Annotated in this window: 13 protein-coding genes and 1 tRNA gene; 5 read left to right on the top strand and 9 right to left on the bottom strand. The window is 74.5% G+C overall.

Annotation, left to right across the window (positions count from 1 at the left end; genetic code table 11):
- The first annotated feature begins 24 nt into the window (after positions 1-24).
- The 3 genes from F7P10_RS01020 (at position 25) to F7P10_RS01010 (ending at position 2,974) form a co-directional block, all read left to right on the top strand.
- The gene (locus F7P10_RS01020) at positions 25-792 is read left to right on the top strand and encodes a Sir2 family NAD-dependent protein deacetylase (protein ID WP_151007636.1); all 768 of its coding nucleotides are present in this window, start codon (positions 25-27) and stop codon (positions 790-792) included.
- Positions 793-1,109: 317 nt separating this feature from the next.
- Complete coding sequence (locus F7P10_RS01015; RefSeq protein ID WP_254716340.1) at positions 1,110-2,087, top strand: LD-carboxypeptidase; 978 nt, start codon at positions 1,110-1,112, stop codon at positions 2,085-2,087.
- The gene (locus F7P10_RS01010) at positions 2,084-2,974 is read left to right on the top strand and encodes a hypothetical protein (protein WP_151007635.1); all 891 of its coding nucleotides are present in this window, start codon (positions 2,084-2,086) and stop codon (positions 2,972-2,974) included. Before F7P10_RS01015 ends, F7P10_RS01010 begins: the two co-directional genes overlap by 4 nt.
- Here F7P10_RS01010 and F7P10_RS01005 read toward each other — a convergent pair.
- Positions 2,902-3,636: a YitT family protein gene (locus tag F7P10_RS01005; protein WP_368077449.1), complete on the bottom strand. Its 735-nt coding sequence runs from the start codon at positions 3,634-3,636 to the stop codon at positions 2,902-2,904. The two genes, F7P10_RS01010 and F7P10_RS01005, sit on opposite strands and share 73 nt — an antisense overlap.
- Before the next feature lie 104 nt (positions 3,637-3,740).
- Between F7P10_RS01005 and F7P10_RS00995 the strand changes: the two genes are divergently transcribed.
- On the top strand, positions 3,741-5,330 hold the full coding sequence (locus F7P10_RS00995) for a PLP-dependent aminotransferase family protein (RefSeq protein ID WP_254716339.1): 1,590 nt from the start codon (positions 3,741-3,743) through the stop codon (positions 5,328-5,330).
- Positions 5,331-5,353: 23 nt separating this feature from the next.
- Here the strand turns inward: F7P10_RS00995 and F7P10_RS00990 are convergent, their stop codons facing one another.
- A complete protein-coding gene (locus F7P10_RS00990) occupies positions 5,354-5,788 on the bottom strand; it encodes a CBS domain-containing protein (RefSeq protein WP_151007634.1) in 435 nt (144 codons plus the stop codon).
- 154 nt (positions 5,789-5,942) lie between these two features.
- Between F7P10_RS00990 and F7P10_RS00985 the strand changes: the two genes are divergently transcribed.
- Complete coding sequence (locus F7P10_RS00985; RefSeq protein ID WP_151007633.1) at positions 5,943-7,397, top strand: MFS transporter; 1,455 nt, start codon at positions 5,943-5,945, stop codon at positions 7,395-7,397.
- Positions 7,398-7,458: 61 nt separating this feature from the next.
- Here F7P10_RS00985 and F7P10_RS00980 read toward each other — a convergent pair whose 3' ends face one another.
- The 7 genes from F7P10_RS00980 to F7P10_RS00950 form a co-directional block, all read right to left on the bottom strand.
- Positions 7,459-9,090, bottom strand: a complete 1,632-nt coding sequence (locus F7P10_RS00980; protein ID WP_151007632.1) for an NAD(P)/FAD-dependent oxidoreductase — start codon at positions 9,088-9,090, stop codon at positions 7,459-7,461.
- A gap of 65 nt (positions 9,091-9,155) precedes the next feature.
- The gene (locus F7P10_RS00975; protein WP_151007631.1) at positions 9,156-10,910 is read right to left on the bottom strand and encodes an SDR family oxidoreductase; all 1,755 of its coding nucleotides are present in this window, start codon (positions 10,908-10,910) and stop codon (positions 9,156-9,158) included.
- On the bottom strand, positions 10,911-11,741 hold the full coding sequence (locus F7P10_RS00970) for a M24 family metallopeptidase (protein WP_151017751.1): 831 nt from the start codon (positions 11,739-11,741) through the stop codon (positions 10,911-10,913).
- A gap of 149 nt (positions 11,742-11,890) precedes the next feature.
- On the bottom strand, positions 11,891-12,826 hold the full coding sequence (locus F7P10_RS00965) for a metal-dependent hydrolase (RefSeq protein WP_151007630.1): 936 nt from the start codon (positions 12,824-12,826) through the stop codon (positions 11,891-11,893).
- 176 nt (positions 12,827-13,002) lie between these two features.
- Positions 13,003-13,815 (bottom strand): formate dehydrogenase accessory sulfurtransferase FdhD, encoded by an 813-nt coding sequence (gene fdhD / locus F7P10_RS00960; protein ID WP_151007629.1) that lies wholly within the window; start codon positions 13,813-13,815, stop codon positions 13,003-13,005.
- 119 nt (positions 13,816-13,934) lie between these two features.
- A tRNA-Sec gene (locus tag F7P10_RS00955) sits at positions 13,935-14,030 on the bottom strand.
- 38 nt (positions 14,031-14,068) lie between these two features.
- Positions 14,069-15,913 carry a long-chain fatty acid--CoA ligase gene (locus F7P10_RS00950; RefSeq protein WP_151007628.1) on the bottom strand — a complete coding sequence of 615 codons (1,845 nt, stop codon included), beginning with the start codon at positions 15,911-15,913 and terminating at the stop codon, positions 14,069-14,071.
- Positions 15,914-16,091 lie beyond the last annotated feature (178 nt).

Raw genomic sequence — 16,091 nt, 5'->3', positions numbered from 1 at the left:
GGTGTCTCCCCCTAGCCTGGGAGGATGGAGGAATCTGAGACGCTCGCCGGTTTCCTGTCCGAGGTCGGAGCCATCACGGTTCTGACCGGGGCCGGAATCTCCACCGACAGCGGGATCCCCGACTTCCGCGGGCCGCAGGGCGTCTGGACCAAGGACCCGGCCGCCGAGGCGATGTCGACGATCGGCTCCTACCTCGCCGACCCGGACGTCCGCCGCCGCGCCTGGCGGTCCCGCCGCGACCATCCCGCGTGGGACGCCGAGCCGAACGCCGCCCACGCCGCGCTCGTCGAGCTGGAACGGGCGGGACGGCTGCGCGCGCTCGTCACCCAGAACATCGACGGGTTGCACCAGCGGGCCGGCTCGGGGGCCGGCACCGTCATCGAGATCCACGGCACGATGCGCGACGCGGTCTGCCTGTCCTGCGGGCTGCGCACCCCCATGCCCGAGATCCTCGTGCGGGTCGACGCGGGCGAGGAGGATCCGCCGTGCGCCGACTGCGGCGGCCTGCAGAAGTCGGCGACGATCTCCTTCGGGCAGGCCCTCGAGCAGGACGTCCTGGACGCGGCGATCACCGCGGCGCGCGAGTGCGACCTGTTCCTGGCGGTCGGGACGTCGCTGACCGTGCAGCCCGCGGCGGGACTGTGCCTGGAGGCGGTGGAGCACGGTGCCCGGCTGGTGATCATCAACGCGTCGGAGACGCCGTACGATGGGCTGGCCGACGCGGTCCTGCGGCTGCCGATCGGGGAGGCCCTGCCGGAACTGGCGGGCCTCGTGCTCGGTAACGGCCGATGATCGGACGAGTGTCGGCGGGCCGCTACAGTGACCGGGTGGTCGCGTGCTCGCCCGCGGCGCCGGCGGCGTCCCGCCGGGAGGATCCGGCCGCGGATCCGTTGGCGGGTCGTGACCGGCGGCCTCTTCCGTCGGCGTCCGGATCCTGACAAGCTCTAACCGTCGGGTGCTGAGAGGGGATCGGGTTGATGAGCGGGGGCGCCCGCGCGGAGGCGGCGAAGCGGCCGTCCGACGCGCCCTCCGGCGAACCGTCGGCACGCCGGGCGGACATGCGAAATGTCCGTGCATACGGGCGTTTGCGGCCTGGTGACCGAGTTGTCGTGATCGCTCCGAGCGGGCCCGTCGAGCCCGCCCGGGTCGAGGCGGGCCGCGCGGCGCTGCGCGCCCTCGGCCTTGACGTGGCGGTCGGAAAGCACCTCCTCGACCGTGTCAACCTCGACGGTTCCGCCCCCGCCCGCGACGCCTGGCACGGGCTCGCCGGCGGCGACGCCGAGCGGGCCGCCGACCTGGCGGACGCCTGGTGCGACCCGGGCGTGCGCGCCGTGATCTGTGCGCGCGGCGGCTACGGCGCCACGCCCCTCCTCGACCGGCTCGACTGGGCGGCCCTCGCCGCCGCCACCGAGGCCGACGTCGCCGCCGCGGGCGCTCCGAAGATCCTGCACGGGTCGAGCGACGTCACCGCGCTGCACGCCGCGTTCGGCGCGCGGCTCGGCGTCACGACCTCCTTCGGTCCGATGGCGGCCGGGCTCCTGGCGGGCCCCGGCACCGTTCCCGGCACCGTCCCCGGCACGGGCGGAGGCGCCGACGGGGGCGCGGACCGGGCCTGGACGATCGACGTCCTGCGGGCCGCGCTGTTCGAGGGCGGCGCACCGCTCCCCGGCACCCGCGCGCTGCGCGCCGGGCGGGCCGAGGGCGCCCTCACCGGCGGCACGCTGTCGCTCCTGACGGCGCTGCTGGGCACCCCGTACGCACCGCCGCCCGCCGCGGGCCGCATCGCGTTCCTCGAGGACGTCACCGAGGCCCCCTACCGGATCGACAGGATGCTGGTGCAGTTGCTCCAGGCGGGCTGGTTCGACGGCGTCGCCGGGATCGCCCTCGGCTCCTGGGAGGCGTGCGGCGACCCCGACGAGCTCGACGCCGTGTTCACCGCGCGGCTCGGCGGGCTCGGCGTCCCCGTCCTGGCTGGCGTCCCGGCCGGGCATGGAGCGCGCCAAGGCACGCTCGAGCTCGGCGCCCCCGCCGTCCTGGACGCGGACGGGCGCACCCTGGCGCCGCGTGCGGCGGGAGGTGCGCGATGAACGGCGGGCACGCGCGCGGCGACGCGTGGGACGACGGCACGCTGGAGTCGCTGCTGGTGCTGGTGGCCGAGAGCCTCGGCTACGCGTGCCGGCCCGCGCCCGGCGACATCATGCTGCTGGAGGGCGCCCAGCGGCTGCACGTCAACATGCGGGACGTGCGGCAGGTCGCCCGGCGGGTCCCCCGCGACGACTGGCCCGCGCTGGTCTCCGACCACGTCACGACCGTCGTCACCGCGACCGAGGAGCCGCTCGACCTCAGCGACTTCGACCTCGCCCAGCACCTGCTGCGGACCCGCATCTACCCGGCCGAGAACGACAACGGCACGCTCGCCGCCCGTCCGTTCGCGCCCGGCCTGATCGAGGCCGTCGTGGTCGACACCCCGACCACCATGCGGACGGTCACCACCGCGGAGATGCGGGGCTGGCCCGTCTCCGGGGACGCGCTGTTCATGATCGGACGCGCCAACGTGCGGGCGGACGGGCCGCTGCAGGTGGTCGAGCAGGACCTGCGCGGGGTCCGGGTGTCGGTGCTGCGGGGCTGGACGTTCTACGCCGTCACGCACCTGGCGTGGCTGGAGGAGTACCTGCCGATCGGCCCGTACGGGGCGCTCGTCATCGCCCCGAACCGCAGCCTCATCGTCGCGCACCCGCTGCGCATGGCGGAGGGCTCGCCGCGCGCCCGCTACCGCGCCGCCGTCGCCGCGGCCGAGGAGCTGCGGGCCCAGGCGTACCGGGCCTACCATGAGGGCCCGGGATCGCTGAGCCCGCAGCTCTACTGGTGGCGCGGGGGCGAGCTGACCTACCTGCACACGCGTTACGAGGACGGCGCGCTGGTCCTCCCGGAGGAGTTCGCCGCGGTGCTGGCGACGCTGGCCGCCGAGCACTGAGCCCGGACGGGCTCGGCGGCGACGGCGTCCGGTCGGGCCGACCCGTCGGGCCCGCCTGGTCCGTCGGGGGCGTCCCCGCCGCCGCGCGCGGGGTCCTTGATCGTCAGCAGCGGCAGGAACACGTGCGTGAGCGGGCCGATCGCGAGCGCGTACAGCACGGTGCCGATCCCGACCGTCCCGCCGAGCAGCCAGCCGACGGCCAGCACGGTCAGCTCGATCCCGGTCCGGACGGCGCGGATCGAGCGGCCGCGCGCGGCGATACCGGTCATCAGCCCGTCGCGCGGGCCGGGGCCGAGGCCGGCGCCGATGTAGCAGCCGGTGGCGACGCCACCCACCAGCAGGGCCGCGACGAGGTACGCGGTGCGGGCGGTGAGCGCGTCCGGGTCGGGCAGCAGCCACAGGAACAGGTCCGTGAAGGCGCCGACGAGGAGCACGTTGCTGATCGTGCCGATGCCGGGGCGCTGGCGCAGCGGGATCCACGCGAGCATCACCAGCGCGCCGGCGATCAGGATCCAGAGGCCGATCGTCAGCCCGAAGCGCATGGCGAGGCCCTCGTGGAGCACGTCCCACGGGTCGTTGCCCAGGTTCGAACTCAACTGCAAGGCCAATCCGAGGCCGTACAGGGCCAAACCGACGTAGAGCTGCACCAGTCGGCGAGCCATCAAGGCCATTGGGTGTATCCATTCCATGTTTTCGGAGGTCGAGGCTGCTACTCTCGTCCAGATTGGTCTGGCGATGATAGAGCCAATGTGTGAAAGTGGTTTGCATGAGCACCCGATACGTGAGCGGACACCAGCTGGCCCGGCTGCTGGGCGACGTGCCGCGCGAGCGTCCCGTCTACGCCGCGCTGGCCCGGGGCGTCCGCGGCCTCGTGCTCGACGGGCGGCTCGCGCTGCGCACCCGGCTGCCCGCCGAACGCGACCTCGCCGGCGCCCTGGGTGTCAGCCGCACCACGGTGACGGCCGCCTACGACCGGCTCCGCGAGGAGGGCTACATCGAGAGCCGGCAGGGCGCGGGAAGCTGGACGGCGCTGCCGCCGGTCCGGATGGCGGGGGACGGGCCGCCCGGGACGGTGTACGAGCCGGTGCCCCGGTCCGCCGCGGGGCACGGCCGGGGCCGCCGGGCGGCGGCCGGCCCGGGCTTCGGCGACGCGCCGCCCGGCGGCGGCCCGGCCGCCGACTCCGGCTTCGGCATCGCGCGGTCCGGGCTCACGATGGTCCCGGAGACGGTGCCGGGCGCCGCGGGGTTCATCGACCTCGGCTGCGCCGCGCCCGCGGCACCGGCCGTCTTCGACGAGGCGGTGGCCGCCGCCGTCGCCGAACTGCCCCGGTACAGCCGCGGCCCGGGGTACGAACCCGCGGGCCTGGTGTGCCTGCGCGAGGCGATCGCCGACCGCTACACCGCCCGCGGCGTGCCCACCCGCGCGGACGAGATCGTCGTCACCGGCGGTGCGCAGCAGGCGTTCACGCTGCTCGTCCGGTCGATGGTGGACGCCGGCGACCCGGTGATGGTCGAGCGCCCCACCTACCCGCACGCGCTGACCGCGCTGCGGGCGCGGGGTGCGCGGCTCGTCCCGGTCGGGATGAACCGCGGCTGGGACGCCGAGCTGGCCGCGGCCACCATGCGGCAGGCGGCCGTCCGGATGGTGCACACGATCCCCGACTTCCACAACCCGACCGGGCTGCTCATGCCGGACGCCGACCGGGCCGCGTTCACCGCCGCCGCGCGGGCCGCGGACGCATGCGTCGTCGCGGACGAGACGTTCGCCGATCTCGCGCACGACCCGGGCGCGCCGAGCGTCCCGCCGCTGGCGGCGCACGACGCCGGCGGCCGGGTGATCACCATCGGGTCGGCGTCCAAGCTGATGTGGGGCGGGCTGCGGATCGGGTGGATCCGGGCGGCCGCGCCGCTCGTCCGCAGGCTGGTCGTGGCGCGCGAGCCGGTCGACATGGCCAGCCCCGTGCTGGACCAGCTCATCGTCCGGGAGCTGCTGGAGCGGGTGGAGCCGGTGCGCGCTGAGCGGGCCGCGCACCTGCGGGAGAGCCGGGACGCGCTCGCCGCCGCGCTGCGGGAGCGGCTGCCGGACTGGGAGTTCCGGCTCCCGGAGGGCGGCATGTCGCTGTGGGTGAGGCTGCCCGCGCCGGTGGCGTCACAGCTCGCCGAGGCGGCCGAGCGGAACGGCGTCCGCGTCGTGCCGGGCCCGGTGTTCGCCGCCGACGGCCTGCTGGAGGACTACGTGCGGCTTCCGTACGTGCTGCCGCCGGACGCGCTGCGTACGGCCGTCGACCGGCTCGCCGCCGCCTACCGGCGGGTGGAGGGCGCGCCCGCCGCCCGGCCGCTGCCCGCCTACGTGTAGCGGGCGGGGAGGGGGGCCGGCGGTCACTGGACGTTCTGGATGTAGCCGACGAGGTGCTCGCGCTCGCTCTCGAGCGCGTCGATGGCGCTCTTGACCACGTCGCCGATGCTGACGATCCCGGCGAGCCGCCCGTCCTCCACGACGGGCATGTGCCGGAAGCGGTGCTCGGTCATGGTCCGCCGCAGGTCGTCCACCAGGTCGCCGGGCGCGCAGCTGCGGACCTCGGCGGTCATGATGTCGGACACGGGACGGCCGAGCAGTGCCGCGCCGTGCTCGTGCAGCCGCCGGACGACGTCCCGTTCGGACGCGATGCCGGCGATGGTCTCGCCGTCGGGGGACACGACCACCGCCCCGACGTTGTGCTCGGCCAGGACGGCCAGTAGTTCCCGCACGGTGTGCTCGGGCGGCACGGTGACCACCGTCCCGCCCTTCCGCCGCAGGATGTCGCGGATCCGCATGCTTCACGCTCCGGTGTCCAGGGATTCCGGTCCAGTCAAGGTCGCACGTTCCGGCGCGCATGGGAACCCCGCCGGTGCCGGAGGGCGCTCTGCCGGTGCCGGAGGGTGCCCAGCCCGCGACGTACCGGCATGAACACCGTCAGGTGGGAAGCACATGAGCATGACGGTGGAAGGCAGGGTCATCGAGACCGATATCCCGGCGCGGCTCGACAGGCTCCCCTGGTCGCGGTGGCACTGGACGGTGCTGGTCGGGCTGGGCGCCGTCTGGATCCTGGACGGGCTGGAGATCACCGTCGTGGGCGTCGTCGGGGCGCTGCTGACGAGCGAGACCGCGGGGCTCGGGCTGACCGAGGGGCAGGTCGGGCTCTCCGCCTCGATCTACGTGATCGGGGCGTGCACGGGCGCGCTGTTCTTCGGGCATCTCACCGACCGGTTCGGCCGCAAGAAGCTGTTCATCATCACGCTGATCGTGTATCTGGCGGCGACGGTCGCCACCGCCTTCTCGTTCAACGCGTGGTGGTTCTACCTGTGCCGGTTCTTCACCGGCGCGGGGATCGGCGGGGAGTACGCGGCGATCAACTCCGCCATCGACGAGCTGATCCCGGCGCGCGTCCGGGGCCGGGTCGACATCCTGATCAACGGGTCGTTCTGGCTCGGCACCGCGTTCGCCGCGGCACTGTCGCTCCCGATCCTCAAGACCGGGCTGATCCCGGAGGACCTCGGCTGGCGGGCGCTGTTCGCGCTCGGCGCGCTGCTCGGGCTGCTCGTCCTGTTCGTCCGGCGCAACGTCCCGGAGAGCCCGCGCTGGCTGTTCATCCACGGCCGCGAGGACGCCGCCGAGGACGTCGTCGGCGGCATCGAGCGGGGCATCGTCGCCGAGCGCGGCACGGAGCTCGAGCGTCCGGGGCAGCGCATCCGCGTCCGGCAGCGCCGTACCATCGCCTTCCGGGAGATCGCCGCGACGGCCGTCCGCCGGTACCCGCGCCGGACGATCCTCGGGCTGTCGCTGTTCATCGGGCAGGCGTTCCTCTACAACGCCGTCTACTTCACCTACGCCCTGGTGCTGTCCACCTTCTTCGACGTGCCGGACGTCGACATCGGGTACTACCTGATCCCGATCGGCCTGGGGAACTTCCTGGGCGCGTTCCTGCTCGGGAAGCTGTTCGACACGGTCGGCCGCCGCACGATGGTGTCGCTGTCGTACATCGTGTCGGGGGTGCTGCTGGTCGGTACCGGGCTGCTGTTCCGCGCCGAGGTGCTGGACGCGTGGACGCTGACGGCGTGCTGGTGCGTCGTGTTCTTCTTCGCCTCCGCGGGCGCCTCGTCGGCCTACCTGACGGTGAGCGAGATCTTCCCGCTGGAGACCCGCGCGATGGCCATCGCCGGGTTCTACGCCGTCGGCACCGGTCTCGGCGGCGTGGTCGGCCCGGCGCTGTTCGGCAGGCTGGTGGAGACCGAGAAGGTGAGCGCGGTGGCGAACGGCTACTTCCTGGGCGCCGCGCTGATGATCGCGGCAGGGCTGGTGGAGGCGTTCATCGGGGTCGAGGCGGCGCGGCGGTCGCTGGAGGACGTCGCCCGGCCGCTGTCCGCCGAGGAGCCGGACTCCTGACGGGCTCCGCCACGCCGCCCCCACCGCACCGCCGCGCCGCACCAGCCGCGGCGGCGCGCCGTCAGCCCGTGAGGGCGCGGCGCAGCGCGGCCAGCGCGGGGGTGAGGACGAGCCGTCCGGCCGGGGACGCGTGCGCGAGCGCCGCGCGGGCGGCGTTCGTCCCGCAGGCGCCGTGCACGCCGCCGCCCGGATGCGCCGACGCCGACGCCAGGAACAGGCCCGCGACCGGGGTCTCCGCGCGGCCGAGGCCCGGCACCGGACGGAAGACGAGCTGCTGGTGCGGCAGCGACGTCCCGCCGTTCAGCGCCCCGCCCGGCAGGCTCGCGTTGCGTTCGGCGAAGTCCGGCGGGGCGACGATCCGGCGGGCGGCGATCCGGCACCGGAAGCCGGGCGCGAGCCGTTCGACGGTCTCCTCCAGCCGGCCGGCGAACGCGGCGCGCTCCCGCCCGTCCCACGCGCCGGTGATCCCGTCCGGGCCCGCGTCGCCCCGGACGCGGTGCGGCACGTGCGTGTACGCCCACACCGACTCGGTCCCGGCGGGGGAGCGGGCGGGGTCGGCGGTGGTCATCTGCCCGAGCAGCGCGAACGGCTCGGCGGGCACCCGCCCGGTCGCGAGGTCGGCGCTGTAGCGGGTGAGGGCGTCCATGTCCGGCGCGAGATGGACGGTCCCCGCCCGCGCGGCGCCCGGGGACGCCCACGGGACGGGGCCCGTCAGCGCCCAGTCGACCTTGAACGTCGCGGGGTCCCGGTCGAAGCGCCGCAGCTGCTCGCGCAGCCGCGCCGGGAGGTGCTCCCACCCGACCAGCCCGCCGTACAGCGCGGGCGCGGGCACGTCCGCGAGCACCGCCCGCACGGCCCGGATCGGCTCCCCGTCCGCCGTCCGGACGCCGAGCGCGCGCCCGTCCCGGACGATCACCGACGCCACCGGGGTGCCGCAGCGGACCCGTCCGCCCGCCGCCTCCAGCCGCCGCACCAGCGCCGCCGTCAACTCCCCGGCGCCGCCCTCGGGGACCGGCCAGCCGTACCGCTGCCCGATCATCGCCAGCAGCCAGCCGAACGCGGCACCGCCCGTCGACTCCGGCGACAGGTCGGTGTGCAGCGTCGACCCGGCCAGCAGCAGCGGCCCGCCCGGCCCCGCGAACTCCTGCTCGCCGAGCGTCCGGACGGGGGACAGCAGGGTCCGCAGGACACCCAGCACCCCCCCGGACGGGGCGCCCGCCCGGGATGCGGCGGCGGCCAGCGCGGGCGCCGAACGGACCGGCGGGAAGGGGGTGAACAGGGCGCGCAGCAGCTCCTCGCCCATCCGCTCCCACAGGTCGTACAGCCGCAGCCAGGCCTCCCCGTCGCCCCCGCCGAACGACTCCAAACCGGCGGCGGTGGCGTCCGGGTCGCGCTCCAGGACGGCGCAGCGCCCATCCGGCAGCGGATGGGCGAGCACCGCCGGCGCGTGCCGCCAGCGCAGCCCGTGCCGCTCCAGGCCGAGCGCCCGCATCGCCGGGGACGCCACGCCGAGCGGGTAGAACGCGCTGCACAGGTCACTGACGTAGGCCGGATGGACGCCGCGGTCGCTGCGTACGGCCCCGCCGGGCTCGGGCTGCGCCTCCAGCACCAGCACGTCCCAGCCCGCGTCGGCGAGCACGTTCGCCGCGGCGAGCCCGTTCTGCCCCGCCCCGACGACGACCGCGTCCGGCATGTTTCCACCGCCTCCCCGGTTCACCCTAGGGCCCGCCGCCGGGGGACACGCGGGCCCGGGCACCGTCAGCCGACGTCGAGGCGGGCCAGCAGCCGCATCGCGCCGGGCGAGATCCGGGCCAGCAGCCTCGCGGCGTGCGCCTCGGCCGTGACGGGCACGACGGCGCGGTCGTCCCGGACGGCGGCGACGATCCGCTCCGCGACCCCCTCGGGCCCGAACCCGCGCAGCGCGTAGGCGCGCGTCGCGCGGTCGCGCCCGTCGGCCTGGCCGGCCTCGTCGCGGCCGACGAAGCGCGCCCGGCCGGTGATCCCGGAGTCGACGATGCCGGGGCAGATCGCGCTGACCCCGATGTCGGCGCCCTTCAGCTCCGCGCGCAGGCACTCCGACAGCATCAGCACCGCCGCCTTGCTCGTCGCGTACGCGGGCAGCGCGCGGGACGGCGCGAACGCGGCGGCCGACGCGGTGTTGACGATGTGGCCGCCCTGCCCGCGCTCGATCATCTGCGCCGCGAACAGCCGCGACCCGTGGATGACGCCCCACAGGTTCACGTCCAGCACCTGCGCCCAGTCGCCGGCGGTGTGGTCGAGGAACGGCCCGGCCATGCCGATCCCGGCGTTGTTGACGACGACGTCGGGCACACCGTGCTCGTGCAGGACGGTCTTGGCGAAGTCCTCCATCGCCCGGGCGTCCGCGACGTCGACCTCGATCGCGCGCCCCGCCGGGCCCGCCCGTCCGGCGAGTTCGGCGGTGGTCCGCGCCGCCGCGAGGTCCAGGTCGGCGGCGACGACCTCCGCGCCGCGCGCGGCGAACGCCAGCGCGGTGGCGCGCCCGATCCCGCCGCCCGCCCCGGTGACGACGACCAGCGAGCCGTCGAAGGGGCGGCGGTCGCCGCCGACCCGGGCCCGCCGCAGCGCGCGGGACTCCGCCGCGGTGAGCGGCCCGCCGGCCGCGCCCGCGGCGTGCTCGGCGACCCAGCGCGCGACGGCGTCCGGGTGGCTGCGCGGCACCCAGTGCCCGGCCCGGACGGTCCGCAGCGACAGGTTCGGGACCCGCTCGGCCAGCCCGCCGACCAGGTGCGGCGACACGAACAGGTCGCGGGTCGGGACGATCACCTGCGTCGGCACGTCGGTGCGGCGGTCCAGCGGCGCGCGCAGCCGCGCCGCCATGTTCGCCCGGTACAGGCCGACCCCGGACGCGCCGTCGCGCGGCAGCGTCCGGGCGGGGTGGCCGGGACGGGCGGGAACGCCCTCGCCGAGCTCCAGCGCGCGGGTGAACGCCCGCGAGATCCCGGCCCGCCACATCGCCTCCGGCAGCAGCGGGGTCTGGAAGAAGTAGATGTACCAGGACCGCATGCCCTGGGCCGCCGCGCGCCGCAGCCCGCGGGGTGTCGGGCGGCCGAACGCGCGGCGCGTCCAGTGGCCGACGTGGTCCAGGCACGGCCCGGAGATCGAGGTGAACGAGGCGAACCGGTCCGGCATCGTGCAGACCGCCTCCCAGCCCTGGATCGAACCCCAGTCGTGCCCGACGAGGTGGACCTCGCGGCCCGGCGCGGCGGCGTCCAGCACCGCCCGCATGTCGGCCATCAGGTGCTCGAAGGCGTAGTTCTTCGCGCCGAACGGGCGCGAGGAGGCGCCCGCGCCGCGCACGTCGTACCGGACGACGTGGAACCGCTCGGCGAGCCGCTCGGCGACCTCGTCCCACACGGCGTGCGTGTCGGGGTAGCCGTGCACGAGCAGGACGGTCGGGTTCGACCGGTCGCCCTGCTCGTGGACGGCGAGGTCGACCCCGTCGCCCCGCACCCGCCGTCGCGCAACCTCCATTTATGCCGCCTCTCGTCGCGCCCACCGGCGCACATGGGGGAGATCGTCGTCGAGCCAGTAGGCGTCGTCCCCGGTGACGACGAGTATCTCCTCGAACTTCACGCCGACGCCCCGGAACCCGATGTGCGGCTCGACCGCCCACAGGCCGGGCGTCGGCGCGTGCCTGGACCCCGCGCCGCCGTTCCACAGCGGCGAGCGTCCCTTCACCCGCTCGGTGACGAGTTCGCGGCCGATCGTCTGCAGGAACCGGACGCCGAACGGGAACCCGACGCGCTTGGGCAGGACGCCGCCGATGACGCCGACCTGGTGGCCGATGACGCGGCCGGGGTACTTGCGGTGCCGGCTGCGGTGGCCCTGCCGGGCGATGAGCGCGTCCACCTCGGCGTAGACGTCGGCGAACGTCCGCCGCTCGCGGACGAGCCGCAGGATGAGCGTCCGGTACTCGGCGAGGTCGGCGTCGACCCGTTCCCAGACGCGGTTCTCGCCGAGGACGCCGCCGTAGCCGATGTCGGCGCAGTAGCCGTCCTTCACCGGTGCCATGTCGAGGACGTAGGGCATGCCCTCCTCGAGGCGGGCGCCGCTCGGCAGGAACTGCGTCGGGACGCGGAAACCGGTGAAGGCGGAGCGGTCGCCGAACCAGGCGAACGGCGTGTGCAGCCAGTCGTCCACGCCGCGCTCGCGCAGCCACCGGCGCATGCGGCGGCACGCCTCGCGCTCGGTCACGCCGGGTTCGAGGGTGGCCGCGACCGCGTCGGCGCAGGCGTAGGAGAGCCGCTGGACGGCACGGAATCGCTCGAGCTCCGCGGGATCGTCGACGCGGGCGAGCGCCACATTATTGGACACGATGTTAATTAAGCGCTCGCGGGCACCCCCGGTCAAGAGGGGGCCGCGTGACGCTCGCCACGGGTCCCGCGGACGAGCCGGTCGACAGGGGGCGGCCGGTACGGGTCGGCCGGTGCGGGTTTGCCAGTACAGGTCGGTCAGTACGGGTCGTAACCGGCGGCGCGGGCGGCGGGGGAGCGCATCAGGTAGTCGAGCGCCTGCGGCGTCGAGCAGACCTTGGACGGGTGGTGGCCCGGCCGCAGGTAGACGGGGGCCTCGCCGAGCAGCAGCCGGAAGATCCCCGGGACGTGCCCGAGCCGGACCGAGCGCCGGTACGCCCGGTACACCCGCAGCGGCGTGATCCGCTTGGTGATCGTGGGGTCCTGCCCGAGCAGGTACAGCGAACCGCCGATCAGCGCCCAGTACAGGAAGAACAGCGACACCACCCATGCGGCGACGCGCATGACGTAGCCGCCGCCCATGGCCTTGTAGACGTCGAACACCACCGACCGGTGCTCGACCTCCTCGGCGCCGTGCCAGCGCAGCAGGTCCAGCATCGTCGGGTCGACCCCGGACTTCTCGAACCGGTCGTTGTCCATGATCCACTGGCCGAGGACGGCGGTGTAGTGCTCGATCGAGGCGACCGCGGCGAGCTCGAAGCGCAGCCGGCGCCGCCACGCCCGCGGCTTCCTCGCCTTGAGCTCCGCCATCTGGGCGGGCCGGTCGGCGTTCCCCTTCGCCGCCGCGTCGGTGATCTTGGAGACGTCGATGCCGTTCTTCCGCAGGATCTGGTCGAGCACCCCCTGGTGGGAGCGGGCGTGCACCATCTCCTGCCCGATGAAGCCCTTGATCTCCTCCAGGAGCCGCTCGTCCTTGATGTGGGGCCGAGCGTCCTTGACGGCCTGGATGAACCACTTCTCGCCTTCGGGCAAGACGATGTGGAAGGAGTTGATGATGTGGGTCGCGACCGGGTCGCCGGGCACCCAGTGCAGCGGCGTGTCGGACCAGTCGAACGTGACGCGCCGGGGCTTGATCGGAGGATGACGCTCGTCGATGCCGGACGCCGGGGGGCCGTCCGTCAGGGGCCTCGTCATGTCCTCTCCCTTTTCGTCGCGGGGCGGTCGCGCGCGGCGGCGCGAGAGGACGAGTCAACTCGTTCCCGGCCGCGCTTTCTTGGGAGCGGGCCAACAAGTTACCGCCAGGTTTTGCGCGGTGCGTGACAAGCCGCCGGGGGCGGGACCGAACCCGGACGGCCGATCCCGGCGCCCCGTCAGACGGTGACGCGTTCGGCGCCGGTGTAGACGTTCATCGTCTCGCCGCGCAGGAAGCCGACGAGTGTCATCCCGGCGTCCTCGGCGAGGTCGGCCGCGAGCGAGGACGGCGCCGACACCGCCGCCAGCACCGGGATCCCGGCGGTCATCGCCTTCTGCGTCAGCTCGAACGACGCGCGCCCGCTGACCATCAGCACCCGCCCGGTGAGCGGCAGCTCCTTGCGCCGCAGCGCCCAGCCGACCACCTTGTCCACCGCGTTGTGCCGCCCGACGTCCTCGCGGACGGCCAGCAGTTCGCCGCGCGCGTCGAACAGGCCCGCGGCGTGCAGCCCGCCCGTCCGGTCGAACACCCGCTGCGCCGCGCGGAGCCGGTCCGGCAGCGCGGCGAGCGTCGCGGCGGTGAGCCGCACGGGGTCGCCGGCGACGTCGTGCGGACGGCCGGCGCGCAGCGCCTCGATGCTCGACTTGCCGCACACTCCGCACGCGCTGGTGGTGGCGAACGCCCGCGCCATCGAGGCGTCCGGCTCCGGCACGCCCGGTGCGAGCGCGACCTCCAGGACGTTCTGCTCCTCGGTGTCGGCGCAGTACCGCATCGTCGCGAGGTCGGCGGCGGACGAGATGATCCCCTCGGCGGCGAGGAACCCGGCGACCAGGTCGAAGTCGTGCCCGGGGGTGCGCATGGTGATGGTCAGCGGCCGTCCGGCGACGCGGATCTCCAGCGGTTCCTCCACGGCGAGCGTGTCGGGCCGCCGCCCGCGCGTCCCGCCGGTGCTCAGCCGCAGCACTGGCCTGCGCACGGTGATCCGCCCCATGACCAAGACGGTACCCCGGATCGGGCGCGGGCGCCGCGAGCGCCCGGCACCGCGGACGCGGACGCGGACCCGCCGGCCGGGTCCTCGTGCCCTCACGTTGCGCCGGGGCGACGGCGGGGTGGCGGAGGCGTACGGGAATCGAACCCGCCGTCCCGAGATCCTCGGGACCGTCGACTTTGAAGGTCGGGGAGGCCACCAGGCACTCACACGCCTCCGCCCGCGATCATAGGCTCCGGCGCCGCCGGAGCGCGCGTCAGGACCCGTACAGCTCCTCGATGGCCGCGTCGTACTTGCTGTGGACGACGCGGCGCTTGAGCTTCAGGGTCGGGGTGAGCTCCTCGCTCTCGGCGGTCCATTCGGCGGGCAGCAGGCGCCACTTCTTGACCTGCTGGACGCGGGCGAGCCGCGCGTTGGCGTCGGCGACGGCGCGGCCGATCTCCTCCAGGACGACCGGGTGCTCGGCGAGCGCGGCGAGGTCGGTCTGCTCGATGCCGTGCGCGGCGGCCCACACGGGCGCGACCTCGCCGTCGAGGGTGACGAGGGCGACGACGAAGGGGCGGCGGTCGCCGAAGGCGAGGGCCTGCCCGACGAGCGGGTGCTCCTTGAGCAGGTTCTCGATCATCGACGGGGCGATGTTCTCGCCGCCCGCGGTGATGATCAGCTCCTTCTTGCGGTCGACGACGCGCAGGAACCCGTCCTCGTCGAGCCGCCCGACGTCGCCGGTGTGCACCCAGCCGTCGGCGTCGAGCAGGTCGGCGGTGGCCTCGGGGCGGTTGAGGTAGCCGGGGGTGCAGGTCGCGCCGCGCACCAGGATCTCGCCGTCGTCGGCGAGCTTCAGTTCGACGCCGGCGAACGCGCGGCCGACCGTGCCGAGCTTGAAGGAGTCGGCGAGGTTCGCGGTGATCGCGCCGGTCGTCTCGGTCATCCCGTAGGCGTCGAAGATCTTCAGGCCGAGCCCGGCGAAGAACCGGGCGACGTCCTCGGGCAGCGGCGCGGCGGCGCTGGACGCCTGGCCGACGCGGTCGAGGCCGAGCATCGCCTTCATCGGGGTCAGGACGGCCTTGTCGGCCTGCTCGTACGCGGCGGTGATCTCGGGGGTGAGGGTTTTGCCGAACTCCTGCGCGGTGACGTAGGCGCGGCCCGCGTCGAGGGCGGCGGCGACGGCGGCCTTCTTGGCCTCGTCCTGCTCGGCGGCCAGCACGGCCTGGATCCCCGCCATGATCTTCTCCCAGACGCGCGGGACGCCGAAGAAGGAGTGCGGCCGGACCTGGGGGAGGATCGAGGTGAGCTGCGCGGGGTCGGGGCAGAAGTGGACGTGCGAGCCGAGCCGGATCGGGAGGTAGTAGCTGAGGACGCGGTCGGCGATGTGCGCGAACGGCAGGTAGGAGATGCCGGACGGCTGCTCGGGCAGCACCGAGCTGTTCTGCACCATCGCGGCCTCGTGCAGCACCATCGAGTGGGTGATCAGCACGCCCTTGGGGTTGCCGGTGGTGCCGGAGGTGTACAGCAGGGTGACAGTGTCCTCGGGCTTCACGGCCTGCTGGCGGCGGTCGATCTCGGCCGGGTCCGCGGCGAGCGACGAGCGCCCCAGCTCGGTGAATTCGTCCCAGGAGAGGAAGCGGTCGTCGCCCTCCGGGCAGGCGGCGGCGTCCACCACGATGATCTTGCGGAGGTCGGGCAGCCGGTCCAGCGCGGGCAGCCATCGGTCGAGCTGGTCGCGTCCGTCGAGGACGGCGTACTTCGCGGCGCAGTCGCCGGCCACGAACGCGATCTGCTCGGGCGCGAGCGTCGCGTAGACCGTGGTGGGCACGCCCCCGGCGTGGACGGCGCCGAGGTCGGCGAGGACGTGCTCGGACCGGTTCGGCATCATCAGTGCGACGACCTCGCCGGGCGCGAGCCCGAGGGCGGCGAACCCCGCGGCCGTCTCCAGCGCGCGGCCCCGGGTGTCGGCCCAGGTGAGGGTGCGCCAGCCGTCCCCGTCGCGCTCGGAGTAGGCGGGCCGGTCGCCGTGCAGGTTCACCGTCTCGGCGAGTTCGCCGCAGACGGTCCGGCCCTTCAGGGCCCGGTCGAGTTCCGCGCGCTGCTCCTGGATGCCCATGTCGTCCCTCGTGTCGGTGTCGATGCCGGAGTAAGTGATGACTTGCAGAGTCGAATCGCACCATGCCGAACACCGTTCGGGCAAGGGGTTCGCGGGTTCTTCCGCAGGTGGCGGCCGTTCGTGGCCGCCGGGTGATCTCTGGGTGATCGATCCCGTACCGTCCGGTTGTTGATCATTT

It is taken from the genome of Actinomadura sp. WMMB 499, from assembly GCF_008824145.1.
Classification (GTDB): Bacteria; Actinomycetota; Actinomycetes; order Streptosporangiales; family Streptosporangiaceae; genus Spirillospora.
The sequence above is the reverse complement of the archived record's forward strand: the minus strand, read 5'-3'. Positions and strand labels throughout refer to the sequence as shown.

Excerpts from the sequence above, each read along its gene's own strand:
- F7P10_RS01020 (WP_151007636.1), top strand. The coding sequence starts at position 25 with ATGGAGGAATCTGAGACGCTCGCCGGTTTCCTGTCCGAGGTCGGAGCC.
- F7P10_RS01010 (WP_151007635.1), top strand. The coding sequence starts at position 2,084 with ATGAACGGCGGGCACGCGCGCGGCGACGCGTGGGACGACGGCACGCTG.
- F7P10_RS01005 (WP_368077449.1), bottom strand. The coding sequence starts at position 3,636 with ATGGCTCGCCGACTGGTGCAGCTCTACGTCGGTTTGGCCCTGTACGGC.
- F7P10_RS00995 (WP_254716339.1), top strand. The coding sequence starts at position 3,741 with ATGAGCACCCGATACGTGAGCGGACACCAGCTGGCCCGGCTGCTGGGC.
- F7P10_RS00990 (WP_151007634.1), bottom strand. The coding sequence starts at position 5,788 with ATGCGGATCCGCGACATCCTGCGGCGGAAGGGCGGGACGGTGGTCACC.
- F7P10_RS00985 (WP_151007633.1), top strand. The coding sequence starts at position 5,943 with ATGAGCATGACGGTGGAAGGCAGGGTCATCGAGACCGATATCCCGGCG.
- F7P10_RS00980 (WP_151007632.1), bottom strand. The coding sequence starts at position 9,090 with ATGCCGGACGCGGTCGTCGTCGGGGCGGGGCAGAACGGGCTCGCCGCG.
- F7P10_RS00975 (WP_151007631.1), bottom strand. The coding sequence starts at position 10,910 with ATGGAGGTTGCGCGACGGCGGGTGCGGGGCGACGGGGTCGACCTCGCC.
- F7P10_RS00965 (WP_151007630.1), bottom strand. The coding sequence starts at position 12,826 with ATGACGAGGCCCCTGACGGACGGCCCCCCGGCGTCCGGCATCGACGAG.
- fdhD (WP_151007629.1), bottom strand. The coding sequence starts at position 13,815 with ATGGGGCGGATCACCGTGCGCAGGCCAGTGCTGCGGCTGAGCACCGGC.
- F7P10_RS00950 (WP_151007628.1), bottom strand. The coding sequence starts at position 15,913 with ATGGGCATCCAGGAGCAGCGCGCGGAACTCGACCGGGCCCTGAAGGGC.